This window comes from bacterium (assembly GCA_016699045.1).
Lineage (GTDB): Bacteria > Babelota > Babeliae > Babelales > RVW-14 > AaIE-18.
Genome location: CP064957.1, coordinates 507,068 through 522,151, shown reverse-complemented (window position 1 = coordinate 522,151; position 15,084 = coordinate 507,068). Strand labels below are relative to the sequence as shown.

The window sequence follows — 15,084 nt, the reverse complement described above, 5'->3', positions numbered from 1 at the left end:
TTAGAATTTTTTAATTTCTTGTAAGTCGTTGAAGAAGTATTGTTTGCCTTCAACTTGATATGACGTTTCATGTCCCTTGCCTAAAAGAGCAATGATGCTGTCAGGTTTTGCCAATGCAGCAGCGCGTGCAATTGCTTTGTGCCTGTCTGGCTCGCAGATTACATCTGAGCGTTTTTCAGCTGGAATTGCGTCAAGAATATCATTAATAATTGTTTCGCTTTTTTCAAAGCGTGGATTGTCGTCAGTCACAATAATAGTGTCAGCATATGCCGCTGCGTAGTGACCAAGTAGAGTGCGGCGCATTTTATCGCGATTGCCGCCACAACCAAAAACGACAATTAAGTTTTCGGTAAGTGGGCGTAGCGTGCTTAAAACAGCGTCGAATGAAGAGCCGTTGTGTGCATAGTCAACCAAGGCATAGGCGCCGTTGGCAAGCCGGTGTGTTTGCAAGCGTCCGGGAATGCCTGGAAACGTAGCGAGTGCTTGTTGTATAATTTCTGGGTTGATGCCAAGTTTTGTGCACAGCACGTAAGTTTGATAAATATTTTCTGCATTAAATTCACCAAAAAGTGTTGGTATTTTAATTACAAGATTTTCTATTTTTAAGATAAGCCCGTCAAGATTATTGTGTTCAATAATAATGTCTTCCAGTGAGCTGGCGATTGGCTGGCGTACGTCTATTTTTTCAAGTGCCTGAATGCCCCATCCATTATCAGCATTAATAACAATGGGACCTTCTGGTTTTACTTGTTCAAAGAGCATCATTTTTGCGGCAAAATATTGATCGATTGTTTCGTAAAAATCCAAGTGCTCAAGTGCGAGATTAGTAAAGACTGCAGCATCAAACATAATGCCGTGTGTTCGATATAAACTGAGTGCGTGCGAAGAGATTTCCATAACTACATACTCAATGTTTTGCTTAACGCATTCAGTAAAAAACATGTGAAGATAATCACTTTCCGGAGTGGTGAGAGAACTTTCTTCTTCGTGATCTAAAATTTTATTAACAACACCGGAAAGCATGGCAGTTTTATGACCATTGGTGCGCAGTATGTGTTCAATAAGGTACGTGGTCGTTGTTTTACCTTTAGTGCCGGTAATGCCGATAATTTTTAATGAAGCAGCTGGATTGCCAAGTGCGTTGCTGCTGATGGTGGCAAGTGCTTTACGGGTATTTGGCACCATAGAAATTATAATATTTTTTGCTTCATGTTGTCGTAAAAAATTGCATGGATTGAAGGGATGCTGTACCACAATAGTTGTTGCGCCTGCCTCAAGTGCCTGATCAATGAATAATGTCCCATCAGTTTTATGACCTTTGATGGCAACAAATGTTGATCCTGGTCCTACGTGACGAGTGTGACAGGTTACTGCAAATTTTTCAGGTACGAGCATGTTGAAGAGTCCTTCCTACAGTAATAAAACTCCAGCTGTTTGGATCAAGGTATTTTTTTGCCGCGTTGTTTACATCATTACATGACAAGCGGTGTACGCGGTCGATGCAATCATTGAAATCTGTCCATGGTCTATTTGTTTGTACTAAAGATGCATAGCTTTCGGCCAATGAAGCATTGGTAGAAAAGCCTTTAGCTAGATTAACCTGATAATTTTGTTTTGCAACTAGCAAGTTTTTTTCGTCGATACCTTTATCGCAAATTGTTTGCAACACCTGTTTTATAGCTGCTTGTGCCTCATCAACTTTATCAATAGAAACGAGTGTCCTGATTGAACTACTTCCCTTGGTTAAATATGAAGCAAGACTGAGTGATCCGTTGCACGAATAAAAAAGTCCCGTGCGTTCACGAATTTCATAAAGGCATTTGTTTAAATAAAGCTCAAGAAGTTTTAAACAAAAACGGTCGTCGGTATCAAATGTTGTGGTGATGCGCCCGGCAACAAGCACAACTTGTTCTTTGGGTAAAAATTTATGGGCGGCGATTGCTTCTGGATTTTCTAAATCTGGAATGATTGGCATGTTTGCTACAAGGTTGTCGCTTGACTGTTGTTGCCATACGCCAAATGTTTCTTCAAGTTGCTCGGTGATAGTTGTTTCATCAAAATTGCCGACAAGGGCTAAAAACATAAGAGCTGGATTAGTAAAGCGTTTGTGTGCTTCACGTAAGTCGCTGTACTTGATGGCTTCAAGGCGCTCAATAGTTTGCTCGTCGGTTTTGATCCACGGATAGTTTTTAAACAGATGTTCGTTGAGTAATTTTTGTGCTTGGTAAAAATTGTTTTCTTGGGCTTGTTTAATGCGATCAATCTTATCTGCTTGCATTTGGAGGAACATATTTTCTGGGTAGGTTGGCTTGGTTAGAATATGAACAAAGCGTTCTGCCACCAGCATTAAATCTTCAGGTAGGCATGAAAAAAAGCCGCCGTAAGAGCCGAGGTTCCACAATGCGCCCAGCAGGTCAAAAAAAGCCTGATTGTCTTGTTTTGAATAATCTTGGCTGCCTTCACTTAATAGGTTGAGTGCGAGCTCGGCTAGCTCAGTTTGATTGGTGTTTTGGAGCGCCAGACTGAGTTGCTCTGAATTTTTAAAACGGAGCGATGCGTGTACAAATGGACTTGTATCACGATATTTTAAATATACTTCAAGGCCATTGGCTAGGGTAATTTTTTTGTCGGGATGTTCATAGGCAAGCGTCAGTAAGGCTGGTTCTGGGAGTTGGTCTGAAAGCCGTGGTTCTTCAATTTCGCTGTCGCGTATTTTTTGAGTAAGAGCTGATTGTTCGTACGCATCAAGCGAATCTTGCAATGACTGCCATGCTGTTTTTTGTTCCTCAGGCAGCGGCATGACGAGGAAGGTGTGTGTGAGATAGTGTTGTAAATTATGCGCGCAAAAATCTTTAATGTCTTGCTGTGTTAGATTTTCAAGTGTGGAGATGTTGCTGAAAAGTTGAAGTTCATTATTGTTTTTAAAAAATAGCGATTCAAAGATACTGGCCGCGCTGTTTGCTTGGTCGAAAACTTTGAGAGTATTGGTGATTGAGGATTTTTTAAAACAGGTAAGTTCTTGGTCAGTAACGCCGTTATTCATGATGTTTTTAAGTTCTTGTTCAATAGCTTGTTTGCATTCTTGAAGCGTGCGACCATCGGCCGTTTCTTTGGGCTCAAAATAGATCAAAAAATAACCAACATTGTCGAAATTAATGACATTTGTACCAATTGAATAAACAAGGTTTTGAGCGTCTTGAATTTTTCTTCAAATCGTAGCGAAAGGGCATAACTTATCGCGTTCCCAGCCATCTCGCTTGTATGAGATGAGCCGGGGGTAACCCAGCAGTAACATGCGAAAGGATTAGGAATTGGTTTGTGGTAGAGAATGTTTTTTTGAAAGAAATCGGTATGAACAGGATTGACGGCGGGTTGGTCGGATTGCTTAAAGTGGGTATTTTTGATGTGGCCAAATTGTTCTTCGATCTGTTTAAATACTTCTTCAGCGTCGCAGTCGCCCGTGACAGTTACTAAAGCATTGGCGGGGGCATAGTGGCGCTGATAGAATTTTTTTAAGTCATCGGCATGTGCCCCAAGTAAGGTTTCTAGATCGCCGCCAAGTGAATGGCTGTAGGGATTGTTGAGTGGCAAAATTTCTTGGCCTAAGCTGTCAAAAATGCGAAGGAATGGTGAGGCGTTCCGCATTTTTATTTCTTGTGCGACGGCCTTTACTTCCGATGCGAAATGATGTTCTTTGAACGAGACGTTTTCCATGCAGTCAGCAAGCATAGCAACAAAAACGGGCCAATTATTTTTATCGGTTTGAAAGTAATATTTGGTGACGTCATAGCTTGTGCTAGCGTTAAAGCCTTGGCCAAGGCCGCCAATGCAAAACTTTTCAGCGATAGCGTCCAGGTCTCGTTCAGACATTTTGTCCGTCCCTTTAAAAATCATATGCTCTACCATGTGTGCAAGGCCGTGTTCGGTTGGTCCTTCGTTTTTTCCACCGGCATGATACGTTACGCCGACATAAACATTATTGCTGCCAGGGATTGGGTAGTGAATGGCGGTGAGGCCGTTGGCAAATACTTTTTTTGAAATTTTTGTTTTTGTTTTTTCAAGCCATGCGTGAATCGATTTTTGTTGAGGTTCTTGGGCGGTAATATCGGTTGCCTGAAGTGATCTCTTGGTAAATAAAATGAATAAAAGTAGGTAAAAGCGCAAAAAACGTCTATTCATGATTTGAATTCCTACAAAAGTTTATTATCAACAACATAAGAAAAATACTGAACAGTTCCTATAAAAAGTGTAGCAATGTACCGATGTGCGTCAAGGGCAGTTAAAAGATAGATACATGGGCATGATCGATTTCTTGTTATAGCAGAAATTAAAAGGGTGCTTAGTGTGGGAGTGAGTGATTGATTTTTGTTTCTATTTGGCGTTTTTTTAAATTATTAAGCAAGGGTGACGTGGTTTTGTGTAGGTTGATAGTTTATTAATTAGACTACTTATGATGGCTGAAATCTGTGTCGTAAGTTTGTGTATTATGTCAAATTGTTTAAAGTGAGCATTCAGACGGTGTTTTTTGTCTTGTTCTAGATTGGGACAATGTGTTCTAAATGGTTTCAGTACGAACTTATGGATGCCTTTTGGTACGAGTTACTAACACCTTTGTGAGTAAGTATTGGATAATAAGCTAAAAAAGTCTGAATTATAAAGGCTTTAGTGACTTTTGGTTGGATAGTTTTTGTTACAGTTTGGAGTAAATATTTTTTTCTTGTCTTGTTGATAAAAAAATATTTTTTTATACGTATATTGATTGATCTAGTAATGCAAACTACGTATGTCAGGTGCTGATTTTTGAATTGAAAATTAGTATGACTGAAATCTTTTGATAAAATCAAGAAATCTATTTTTTGGATAAAAATGCCTTAATTTAATGCGCTAATGCCTTTGCTATTTTTTGATTGAAAAGTTAAACTGGATTGTGTTGCAATTTGGGAAATAACTATTGTTAATTTTTTGGACAATTGGACGATATCATGATTGAACCTGATAAAAAAAATCTTGAGCAGGGGGCTGCTTCTCTTGACCAGAACGCCGACCATAACAAGCCTGTCAAAACCGTTGAAGAAAAAAAAGCAGAACACGAAGCTTTTTTGGCACGTTTAGAGCAAGAAGGAAAGAAGCTTTTGACTATGAAAAGTGCTCCTTCAGACCAGCTGCGTGCAAAAATTATTGAAACATTGACTGTTTTGCATGTCTTGCATGAAGATGTTATTGAAAAAAAGAATTTGGCTTTGGAAAAAAGTAATGTGATCAAAGGCAAAGTTAATGAGCTTATGCAAGCTGGAACCATTAAAGTTGATCAAGAAGAATATAATCGCTCAGAAGAAAGTATTGCGCAATATACGGCAAGCCTTGATATCTTGACGCAAGAAATTGAACGTGAAGCTTCTCAACTTTTGTATTTTTTATCTGATGAGCAAGCTTCAAACGTTATTGTTGAAAAATCCGATACGGATGACGTTGTTGAGTTGATCGAAAAGAAGATCAAGTTTGTTAAAAAATATATAAGAGATATGCAACGCGATCTTAACGTTAGCTTCTCTCGTTACTGTTTTGGGTTTGACAACCAACTCAAAAAGATTCTTTATATTCAAAGCTATATCAAACAACATAAGCAATAAGCGTTTTTCTATTTTAACGCATTTGCTACTTCAGTTTGTTTAACAACTTCAGTATGGCCTGTTATCATATTTTTTATGGTAACAGTGCCATTTTTTTGTTCTTCATCTCCCAAAACCAATACATATTTGGCGCCCGTGCGGTTTGCTTTTTTAAGCATGTTGGTCATTGAGGCTTTTTCAAAAATAATATCAGTAGCCAATTTTCTGTACTGCAGGGTGTTTGCTAACAAAAGCGCGAGTGCGTTTTGTTGCTCGCTAAGCGGCACAATGACGTGCAGCGTTGGTTGTTGTGCGAGTGCCAGTTGGTTTTGGCGTGGTTCTAAAAGCAACAGTAATCGTTCGATGCCCATTGCGGCGCCGATGGCTTCGTAATCTTCTTTGGCGCCCACTTCACGCCCCAGGCTGTAGCGCCCGCCACCACAAAAAGTATCTTGTGCGCCGAGGTCTTGTGAGAAAAATTCAAATACCGTGCCGTTGTAATAATCAAGGCCGCGCACCAAGTTTGTGTCGATGATATAATTAACGCCAGTCAGTTGGAGTAAAGTTTGAAGTGTTTCCCATTCTGTTCCACACGTGGTGCACAAAGAATCGGTCAAGCGTGGCGCTGATTGATATACTTTTTTGCATGTTTCGTTTTTACAGTCAAAAATTCTCAGCGTGTTTTTATCTTTGCGATCGGTACACGTTGCACAAATCTGATCAAGCTTGGTGTTCAAAAAAGCAAGAAGTTTTTCTTTGTGCGTTGCGCGATCGATTGAACAGCCAAGAAAGTTGATCTTGAGTGCATAGTTTTCAAGTTTTAAGCCGGTACTAAAAAACGTGTCGAGCATTTTAATAAAGTACGCATCGTGCGCGATGGCTTTGGTGCCAATAATTTCAAGATTAATTTGGTGGAATTGGCGCAGCCGTCCTTTTTGTGGGCGTTCGCGTCTAAACATGGGGCCAATATTAAAAACTTTCCACGGAAAGCGATCGACGCGATTTTCAAAACAAGCACGAATAGTGGCGGCTGTGACTTCTGGTCGCAAGCAAATACTGTTTTCTTGGTCACCGTCAATGATGTACATTTCTTTTGAAACAACGTCAGTTGAAGTTCCTAATGAATGGACAAAGAGCTGTGTATGTTCAAGGATGGGCGTGCTAATTTGATTAAAATTGTGACGACCAAAATGTTCCTGGGTAGTACTGACAATAAAGTTGTACAGTGTGAGATCGAGATGATCTTCAGTTCCACGGACACGAGTAATCATAGCATTCCTTGTTCAAGCGTATTAATAAGGCCTTCTTTGTATAAAAAGTACTACAAATCGTTAAAAATTCAAATGGTATATTGCAAAGCAAATCAATATCCTTGGTTTTTGATTGCTTTCAAGCTTCTTTCATGATACCGTCGGGGGGAATTTTGGAGTCGATATTTTAAAAAAGAGAGTAGCATCATGGTTTTTTCAACGATTCTTTTTCGTTATGTAATGATTATTTTTTTGAGTGTGCCAGGGGTGCTTTGTGGGCATGGCTTTGGTGCTGATACACCAATCAAGAATTGGCATGGTTCAAAAAATATTTCAGATATTGCTAAAAAAGTTTCAAAAAACAAGAAAATTGTTTGTCATTGTTTCAAGAAAAATCGCTGTACGTCTGGTTATATAAGAGCAGTAGGCGAAAGTGAATCAAACTGTTATATGCGCATTGGTTTTGATCATGGGTTGGAATCTTGTGCTGATCTTTTGTGCACCCCTGCCCAGGAGTTTTATCTTCCTCTCAATAATTCTTGGAAGCCAGCGTACCAGTTAAAAGTAGGCGATGTACTAAAAAGTGATTCAGAAGGATTGATACCAATTACTCGGGTAGAGTTGGCCAAAAAGCCACTAAGGGTTTATGTCTTAGAAGTTAGTAAGCACCATAATTTTTTTGTAGGAAAATATTTTGTTTTGACCCACAATGTAGCGTTGCCTTGGTCTATCACTATCGGATTTAGTGTACCTTTTGGGGGTGCTTGTTCTGGCGGGCGTATTGGTGGGTATTTCGGACCCATTGGTCTGGTTGGTGGTGTGGTAATTGGTGCGCTTATTGGTTTTTGTTTGGAAAACTATGACGGCTATTTTAATACCAATAAAGTCCATCAATATACATCATTTTTTGATATTGAAACGATTGATGGATATGGTTTGGTAGATGATAAGCAACGGCTGAATCTATCTTTTTCTACTGTTCATGATGATGTCAGGATTCGTGATCATACCATAAAATTATTCGAGAAATTTACCAATGCTGAGCATAATTATGAATATTTTAACATTGATACCGATCAACAAACAAAAGAAAATAAAGAGGACGGAATCCCAGAAGTAGCAACGAATGAAGATAAAGCCAAAGGAAAGGAAAAAGCAGAAGAAGCAGTTAAAGATATTTTGAAAGAGGCTAAGCCAGTGCTAAAGCCTGATGCCAGATCAACTAAGGACAGATCACCTCAGTTTGAAAAGCCTGGCGGGATGCCTGAAGCGGACGAAGATTTTGAAAAATTGGAGTTAAAGGATATTGAAGATCGTGGGCGCATAAAAATTGGTACATTATCAGATGGTAGAATCGTAAATGTGCGTCCTGAGAGTTCAGATTCAAGGGCAACGCTGGAGATTTATGATCGTGTTACTGGTACGTCATTGAAGATACGTTATGGTGTTAAATAAAAGGTACATACTATGAGCGAACAATGGAAAAAATGGGAGCCAATGAGTGGCTTACCTGTAAAATATTATGTAGACAGTATTGTTAATAATTTAGAAACATTAGAGATTCTTTTATCAGATGCTGCGAATAGGAACGATAAGATTCGGATTGTTTTTGAAAATTGTTCAGATGCTTATAGAAAAACCAAACGTGATGTGCAAGAACATGCTCTTGAAAGTTTTCAAAAAGAAAGCAATGAATGTGGTTTTTTTAAAATAACCAATTCGGCTTATCAACAGTGGCTTTCAGAACAGTCATGTACCTTTGCAGATTATATGTGTTGGCAACATTTTTGTTTTAAAGGTCTAAATTTTATAGTTGATGTTATTGTGGCTCAAGAGCCACAAATCGAATTTATTGGTGAATAAATAAAGGGTTACAATGGTAAATGAGACATGGCAGCAATGGAAACCTCTTGAGGTGGCGCCTAAAAGGTATCTATTGGATTGTATTATTGATGTAGAAGAAGTTTTAGAGATTGTATTGTCGGATATGGAAGGAAATGCAAAAAAGATACGTATTATCTTCGAGGGATCGGTGGTGGCGTATAGATATACTTATGAGACTTTCAGAATGCATACTTTGCATATGCTTAAGCAAAGGTATGGTAGCGATTTTTATACTAAGTGTGATTTTTTTCAAGTTATTGATTCAGAATATTTATCGTGGGTATCAGAGCAGCTGCATGGGGTCGGGGATATGGCCTCGCTTAAGCATTTTTGCTTATATGGTCTAGAGGATGTGATTGATATTATTGCTGATTGCGAGCCAAGAGTTGAATTTATTGATTCGAAATAGTTATTTTTTTGCCTTTATAAAAAAATCTAGTAGGCTCTTTTTATCACGAGTTCTTGAAATAGAATAAGGAGAGCGAGATGAAGAAGTCAATTTTGTTGACTGGTGGGGCGGGCTACATTGGCTCTCACACCGCGCATCTCTTGGTCGAGCAAGGCTATCACGTTGTTATTTTAGATTCTTTTGTGCAGCACCAAGCTTTTAATCCTTTGTGGGCTACGGTCATTCGTGGCGATTTTGCCGACCAAAAAATTCTTACTACTATCTTTAAAAACCATTCTATTCACGCTGTAATGCATTTTGCTGCTTTTATTGAAGTTGGCGAATCCGTTACGCGACCGGCCGACTTTTATGAAAATAATGTTGGTAAGGTTTTTCAACTGCTCAGGCTTATGCTCGAGCATGGTATCAATAAATTTGTCTTTTCTTCAAGTTGTGCTGTGTATGGCAACCCCGTGCGCACGCCAATGGACGAAACGCATCCAACGGTTCCGGTCAGTCCTTATGGTCGTAACAAGCTGATGGTTGAGTGGGCGCTGCAAGATTATGCAGCGGCGTATGATTTACGGTATGTTTCATTACGGTATTTTAATGCTGCAGGAGCGCTGCCCGAGGTGTCGTTGGGAGAGCATCACCAGCCCGAAACGCATTTGATTCCACGATTGCTCCATGCAATTGCGTATGATGAGCCGGTTACGATATTTGGGAATGATTATAATACGCCAGACGGGACTTGTTTGCGAGATTATATTCACGTTGCCGATATAGCGCAAGCGCATGCTTTGGCACTATCTTATTTGAATAATGGGCAGCTGTCTGATGTTTTTAATCTTGGTACCGGGTGTGGGTACACCGTGCAACAAGTGATTGATGCGGCGCAATGTTTGTGCAATAAAAAAGCAAAAGTTTACATTCAAGCTCGCCGAGCTGGAGATGCTGAAATTTTACTTGCAGACCCAACAAAAATAAAAAAAGTTTTGGGTTGGAAACCGAAGTATTCAGATTTATCAACTATTTTGTCATCGGCGTTGGCGTGGGAAAAGATACGTATCAGTGCTTCAACCACTGAACCTGTTCATGCTAAGCGTGAGGTAGTGTAATCCTAAAGCGGAGGACGGTATGATAGCGATAATCAAAAAAGAAAAAAATTTTCTGACGATTCTTTTTATGTTTTCGTTGTTGGTGAGGGCATTGGTCTTTGGTTGTTATTTAAGCAAAGAAAATCGCTTTTGGCAGGTTGATTCTGCAACGTATCATTGCGTTGCTACCAGTATTGCTCACCGTCAGGGTATTTCTAAAACTGATGGTTCGCCAGTTTTTTATCGAGTTCCAGGATATCCTCTTTTTGTGGCAGCTGTTTATTCCCTTTTTGGGCATGAAAAAACAACAGTGCTTTGGTTGCAAGTTTTTATCGCAAGCTTATTGCCGCTTTTAATTTTTTTACTGAGCTTAGCTTTGTTTCCAAAATTTTTATTATTGGCGCGGATAGCCTCTTTATACAGCGCGGTGCATTTTGGACTTATTTTGTATAGTGGTTTTTTTATGACTGAGACATTATTTCTCTTTTTCTTTTTGTTATTCATACTTTTTTTTATGCCAGTTTGCCATCTCTTTTTTTGCCCAAGTCCTGAAACGGGCTGGGTATCATATGAAAAAATGAGACTAAATCAGTATCCTGGCAACTTGTACTTACCAAACCCTGTTTGCACGAGTACGCCGTTTATAGAGCTTTATGAAAAAATGTATGGGGATGATGTTGAGCAGATGCTTATGATAACGCGTGCAGATAAACAAATTTTTAAAGATCGGCAGCAAGTTTTTCAGTATCTGGTGTGGGCGGGCCTATTTTTAGGGTGTGCTTCGTTAGTGCGGCCGGTGGGTCATTATTTGTTGCCGCTTGCAGTCCTTTTGATTTTGTTTTCGCATGATTATTGGCGTGAAAAATGCGCAAAAAGTCTTTTTTTTATCATGGCGTGGTTAGTACCTGTTTCGTTTTGGCTTGTGCGTAATTACATGCTGATGGGGCATCTTTTTTTTCATTCGTTGCCTGGTGGTCATTTTTTATATTTTTCTGTGGCGCGTGTTATTGCGCAGGAGTGTGACATTTCTTATGAGCAAGCCCGCAAAGTAATTCATAAAAAAGTACAAAAACGTGAGCATGCTTTTAACAAAGAGCATCATCGTTTTCCTAATGAATTTGAGCATTGTGTTATACAAGAAAAGCTTGCGATTAGTTACTTTAAACAGTATCCCCTAACGGTACTTAAATTATGGCTGACCGATATCTTTCGAACTACTTTTTCATTGTATTCTGCCGAACTTTTGTATTTAGAATCTGGCCGACCTGAGTTTGATTATTTTTCATCAAGTCGATCGTTGTGTTCGATGATTAAGCGCTACTTGTTTCCTGCAACCGACAAGTTGTGGCTTCGTGCGGTCATTTTGATAGACATTGTTAGTCTGTTGTTTATGTGGCTTGGTTGTATGTTGTTTTTCTTGGCTGCTTTTGTAAAGCGACGTATTTCGCTGCTGTGTGTTACGGCCAGGGTGGTCCCGTTTATGAAATTTTTTATAGTTATCGCTTTGGCTGGCGGGTATGCACGTATGCGGTTGCCAATTGAGCCGTTTATTATGCTGTTTGCCTGGCATTTTTGGTTGTATTTTTTTGGTGCTATAAAGTCTCATTTTTTTCATGAACAACATTAAACAACAATCGCTTTTTTTAACGATTGTTTTTATTTTTTCTTTAATTGTGCGACTTATTTTTTTTTATATTTTTTTGGATAATAATTCGTGCGAGCTTGCTTACGATGCTGGACATTACCATGAGTTGGCGCTTTCAATAAGCAACGGTCAGGGTATTACGCATGGTGGTGGCGCAGCACAGTTTTATCGGTTGCCGGGATATTCTTTCTTTTTGGCCGCGTGCTATAAAATTTGGGGAACGGGGCCGCACGGGGCATTGTTGGTACAAATTGTGCTGGCAAGTTTTATTTCTCTGTTATTATTTTTTTTATCTCTTGCGTTGTTTCCTGGCAATCTAACGGTTGCTTTAATTGCTGCTTTGGTGGGCGTAGTGCATCCTGGCTTGCTGATTTTTTCAGGCCTTGTGATGACGGAAAGTTTATTTCTGATATTTTTTTTGCTGTTTCTTATTTTTTTTATTACAAGCTTACGTGATTATTCTTTGCGTATAATTATTGGCGCCGGTTTTTTTTTAGGCATTGCGTCGCTTATTCGGCCGGTTGGGCATTTTGTCTTGGCATCATCTTTATTGTTATTTTTTTTCATGACGGGCCAATCTTTGTATCAAAAAATGATGTGCATGCTTGGATTATTTTTGAGTTGGTTTGTTGTTGTGCTTCCCTGGTTGGTGCGTAATTATATACTGACTGGTTATATTTTTTTTCATACACTTTCTGGTGTCCATTTTTTAAACCATGTGGCAGCTCGTTTGTGCATGGAAGTGCGAGATGTTTCTTATCAGCAAGCGCAAAGCATTATTCAAAAAGATTATGCAGCTGCTCTGCTTGCCGAGCAAGATTTCGTTGGTCGGCCGTTATTTGATATCGAAGAGTCTAATGTTGCTGAATATATTGCTAAAAATTATATGATCAAAAATCCATTTCGAATGGGAATGCACGCCGTACGAAATATGCTTAAAACGACCTTTGGGTTGTATTCATCAGAATTATTAGTTATCGATTCTGGTGGGCAGTTACCGGCTTATTCGAGCAAGCGGACATTGCGTGAGATGGTCATGCGTTTTTTAAAGCCCGAGATTAATAATAAAAAAATCTATGCGGTAATTTATTTCGAGATGCTGTTATTTTTTTTACTACTGTGTGGTTTTTGTGGCTACCTGTTTTGTTGTTTTCGCGGGTTAGTTTTTGGTAAACCGGTATTGATTGCGCTTTCGTACTCAGGTCTTTTTGTTGGCTTGTCGCTTGCGTGTGGCTACGCGCGTTTGCGTTTTCCTATCGAACCATTTTTAATAATTTTTGGAAGTTATTTTTGGTTTCATCACGTTAGATATATTTTTTATGGTGATTTTTAACAATATGGATGGTCTATGAAAATTGTATTTTTTGTTTGTATGCTGTTGAGTGTAAAGTTACTGTACGCAAACTGTCCCTGCACGTTGAAAAATGAACGAGTTTTGGAGCAGAGTGATGTTACTGCATTGCTGGTTATGTATCCGCAATGGCGGGTTGAAGTTGTGGATAATCATCGACAATTTTCTTCTTTTTTTTCAAGTAGTTGGCTTAATTCTGCCCGGGCTCTTGTTCCTATTGCGGTCACTGCAGAGCAGTATCAGCATCATCCTGATGTTATTCTAACGCCTGATGGCTTAACGCTTTCTATTTATACCCACGCTCAAAAAGAAGTAACGTTTAAAGATGTATCGTTGGTTCAGGCTTATAAAAGGGGTTTTAATTATACAAAAAAGAAGGTTGCTCTTGTGTTTCGGTATGATGAGTTGCCTTGTTCGGCTGAAGAGATAGCTTCTTTTATTGCTCAGAATAATGGTTGGCAAGTTGATAACAATGGATCAATATTGATTTTTTCTTGTGTGGCGCCTGATTTTTTAGCGGCGGCGCATGCTTTGCAACGATGTTGCTTGCTAAACAACATTGGAACGCAGCTGCAAGAAGTTCGTTTGAGTTATGGAAAATGTTCGCTAACCTTACAAAGTACAAAAAATAAACTGATTTCAGCTGACACGATTGTTCACGCACAAGCGTGTCACAATATTCTTAAGGCACTGAAAAAATAGTTTTAACTATGTCTGATGAAGTGCTCCAAGTTTGAGAAGTGGTATCTTTTTTAGGCGCGTAAGATCTTTTGGCAAGCGTTCTAGAGGATTGTCTTGTGCATCAAAAATGCGTAAACGTTCAATCCAGCTGATAGTATCTGGTAAGCGCTTGATTTTGTTGCCGTTTACGTATAATTTTTCGAGTTTTTCAAGTCTGCACAAATCGCTTGGTAAGTGTGTGAGGTTATTATTTTTGAGTGATAGCCAGTGCAAGTTTTCTAAATCACTAATGCTTTCGGGTAGCTTTGTTAAGTTGTTACGGTCAGCATCAAAGCGCCACAGCGAAGAGAGGTTGCCTATATTTTCTGGCAGTTCGGTAATTTGATTATTGCTGATATCAAGTTTTTCAAGATTTGGTAGCAAGCATATGCCTTGAGGCAGTGCGGTGAGCTTATTATTGGCAAGATTAATGGCGGTTACTTGTTTGGCGCATGATATTCCTTCTGGAATTTTTTTCAAAAGATTATCACTAAAATCAAAAACAAGTGCAAGTGGATCGTCAAGGCATACTTCAATTCCTGAAATATCGGCTAAAAAAAAACTATTAAGCTCAAGAATGGAATTATTGATTTCAAGTCGACGGACATAAATATATTCCAAGAGATTCAAACTCAATGTTTTAGTAGTTCCATTTGAGTCAGTATAAGTCATAACGGAAGGGTCTTTAGTCATTAAAAAATAATGCTTGCGAATAGTGTCTGATGGTAAATTGAAAGGAGCTTGTAACCGTTTTTCAAGAGGTAAGCCCTGCGTATGATTGAGATGGTAGCGTGCGCAGATGTGTGCGGTAACGGGATAATCAACGTGGTGGGCAAGGGCATAGATTTGCCAAAGTTCAAGCTCACTTGAGGCGAACTCTTCAGATGCTAGTTCACTTACAATAATATCTGGAAATTCCATTGCGCGTTCTTTTTCAAAGTAGCGGTTGGTGTACGAGATAAATTTGTTGATAGTTTCTTCCGGAATTGTGTTAAGTGAAAGAGTAATATTGTTGGGAAGCGAAAGAGCTGAGCATTTTTGACTGAAAATAATCGCAACAATCAGCGCTATGATTTTTTTCATAATTTTCTCTCCTTGATTTCTCTTGTTTTCTTGACAATATAATGATAGTCACGTGTT

Annotated in this window: 13 protein-coding genes; 8 read left to right on the top strand and 5 right to left on the bottom strand. The window is 39.1% G+C overall.

The window, feature by feature from the left end:
* Genes IPF37_02320 through IPF37_02310 form a run of 3 tightly spaced genes read right to left on the bottom strand, consistent with a single transcriptional unit; the run spans position 1 to position 4,179 of the window.
* A complete protein-coding gene (locus IPF37_02320) occupies positions 1–1,395 on the bottom strand; it encodes a UDP-N-acetylmuramoyl-L-alanyl-D-glutamate--2,6-diaminopimelate ligase (GenBank protein ID QQR49655.1) in 1,395 nt (464 codons plus the stop codon).
* The gene (locus IPF37_02315) at positions 1,382–3,130 is read right to left on the bottom strand and encodes an insulinase family protein (protein QQR49654.1); all 1,749 of its coding nucleotides are present in this window, start codon (positions 3,128–3,130) and stop codon (positions 1,382–1,384) included. Before IPF37_02315 ends, IPF37_02320 begins: the two co-directional genes overlap by 14 nt.
* Positions 3,127–4,179 (bottom strand): insulinase family protein, encoded by a 1,053-nt coding sequence (locus tag IPF37_02310; protein ID QQR49653.1) that lies wholly within the window; start codon positions 4,177–4,179, stop codon positions 3,127–3,129. Before IPF37_02310 ends, IPF37_02315 begins: the two co-directional genes overlap by 4 nt.
* 803 nt (positions 4,180–4,982) lie before the next feature.
* Between IPF37_02310 and IPF37_02305 the strand changes: the two genes are divergently transcribed.
* Entirely contained in the window at positions 4,983–5,630 is a 648-nt protein-coding gene (locus IPF37_02305) for a hypothetical protein (GenBank protein QQR49652.1), read from the top strand.
* A gap of 8 nt (positions 5,631–5,638) precedes the next feature.
* Here the strand turns inward: IPF37_02305 and IPF37_02300 are convergent, their stop codons facing one another.
* Positions 5,639–6,880 (bottom strand): histidine--tRNA ligase, encoded by a 1,242-nt coding sequence (locus IPF37_02300; protein ID QQR49651.1) that lies wholly within the window; start codon positions 6,878–6,880, stop codon positions 5,639–5,641.
* 219 nt (positions 6,881–7,099) lie between these two features.
* On the opposite strand from IPF37_02300, the gene IPF37_02295 reads away from it, so the two are divergent.
* From IPF37_02295 to IPF37_02265, 7 genes are all read left to right on the top strand, one after another.
* Positions 7,100–8,314: a hypothetical protein gene (locus IPF37_02295; GenBank protein QQR49650.1), complete on the top strand. Its 1,215-nt coding sequence runs from the start codon at positions 7,100–7,102 to the stop codon at positions 8,312–8,314.
* Positions 8,315–8,326: 12 nt separating this feature from the next.
* Positions 8,327–8,722, top strand: a complete 396-nt coding sequence (locus tag IPF37_02290; GenBank protein QQR49649.1) for a hypothetical protein — start codon at positions 8,327–8,329, stop codon at positions 8,720–8,722.
* A 13-nt stretch (positions 8,723–8,735) separates the two neighbouring features.
* The gene (locus tag IPF37_02285; protein QQR49648.1) at positions 8,736–9,152 is read left to right on the top strand and encodes a hypothetical protein; all 417 of its coding nucleotides are present in this window, start codon (positions 8,736–8,738) and stop codon (positions 9,150–9,152) included.
* A 77-nt stretch (positions 9,153–9,229) separates the two neighbouring features.
* Entirely contained in the window at positions 9,230–10,249 is a 1,020-nt protein-coding gene (gene galE / locus IPF37_02280) for a UDP-glucose 4-epimerase GalE (GenBank protein QQR49647.1), read from the top strand.
* A gap of 19 nt (positions 10,250–10,268) precedes the next feature.
* Positions 10,269–11,855, top strand: coding sequence for a hypothetical protein (locus IPF37_02275; GenBank protein ID QQR49646.1), 1,587 nt, complete (start codon positions 10,269–10,271; stop codon positions 11,853–11,855).
* A complete protein-coding gene (locus IPF37_02270; protein QQR49645.1) occupies positions 11,842–13,206 on the top strand; it encodes a glycosyltransferase family 39 protein in 1,365 nt (454 codons plus the stop codon). The genes IPF37_02275 and IPF37_02270 overlap by 14 nt, the downstream gene beginning before the upstream one ends.
* 15 nt (positions 13,207–13,221) lie before the next feature.
* The gene (locus IPF37_02265; protein QQR49644.1) at positions 13,222–13,926 is read left to right on the top strand and encodes a 4a-hydroxytetrahydrobiopterin dehydratase; all 705 of its coding nucleotides are present in this window, start codon (positions 13,222–13,224) and stop codon (positions 13,924–13,926) included.
* Positions 13,927–13,932: 6 nt separating this feature from the next.
* Here IPF37_02265 and IPF37_02260 read toward each other — a convergent pair whose 3' ends face one another.
* Positions 13,933–15,027: a leucine-rich repeat domain-containing protein gene (locus IPF37_02260; GenBank protein ID QQR49643.1), complete on the bottom strand. Its 1,095-nt coding sequence runs from the start codon at positions 15,025–15,027 to the stop codon at positions 13,933–13,935.
* Positions 15,028–15,084 lie beyond the last annotated feature (57 nt).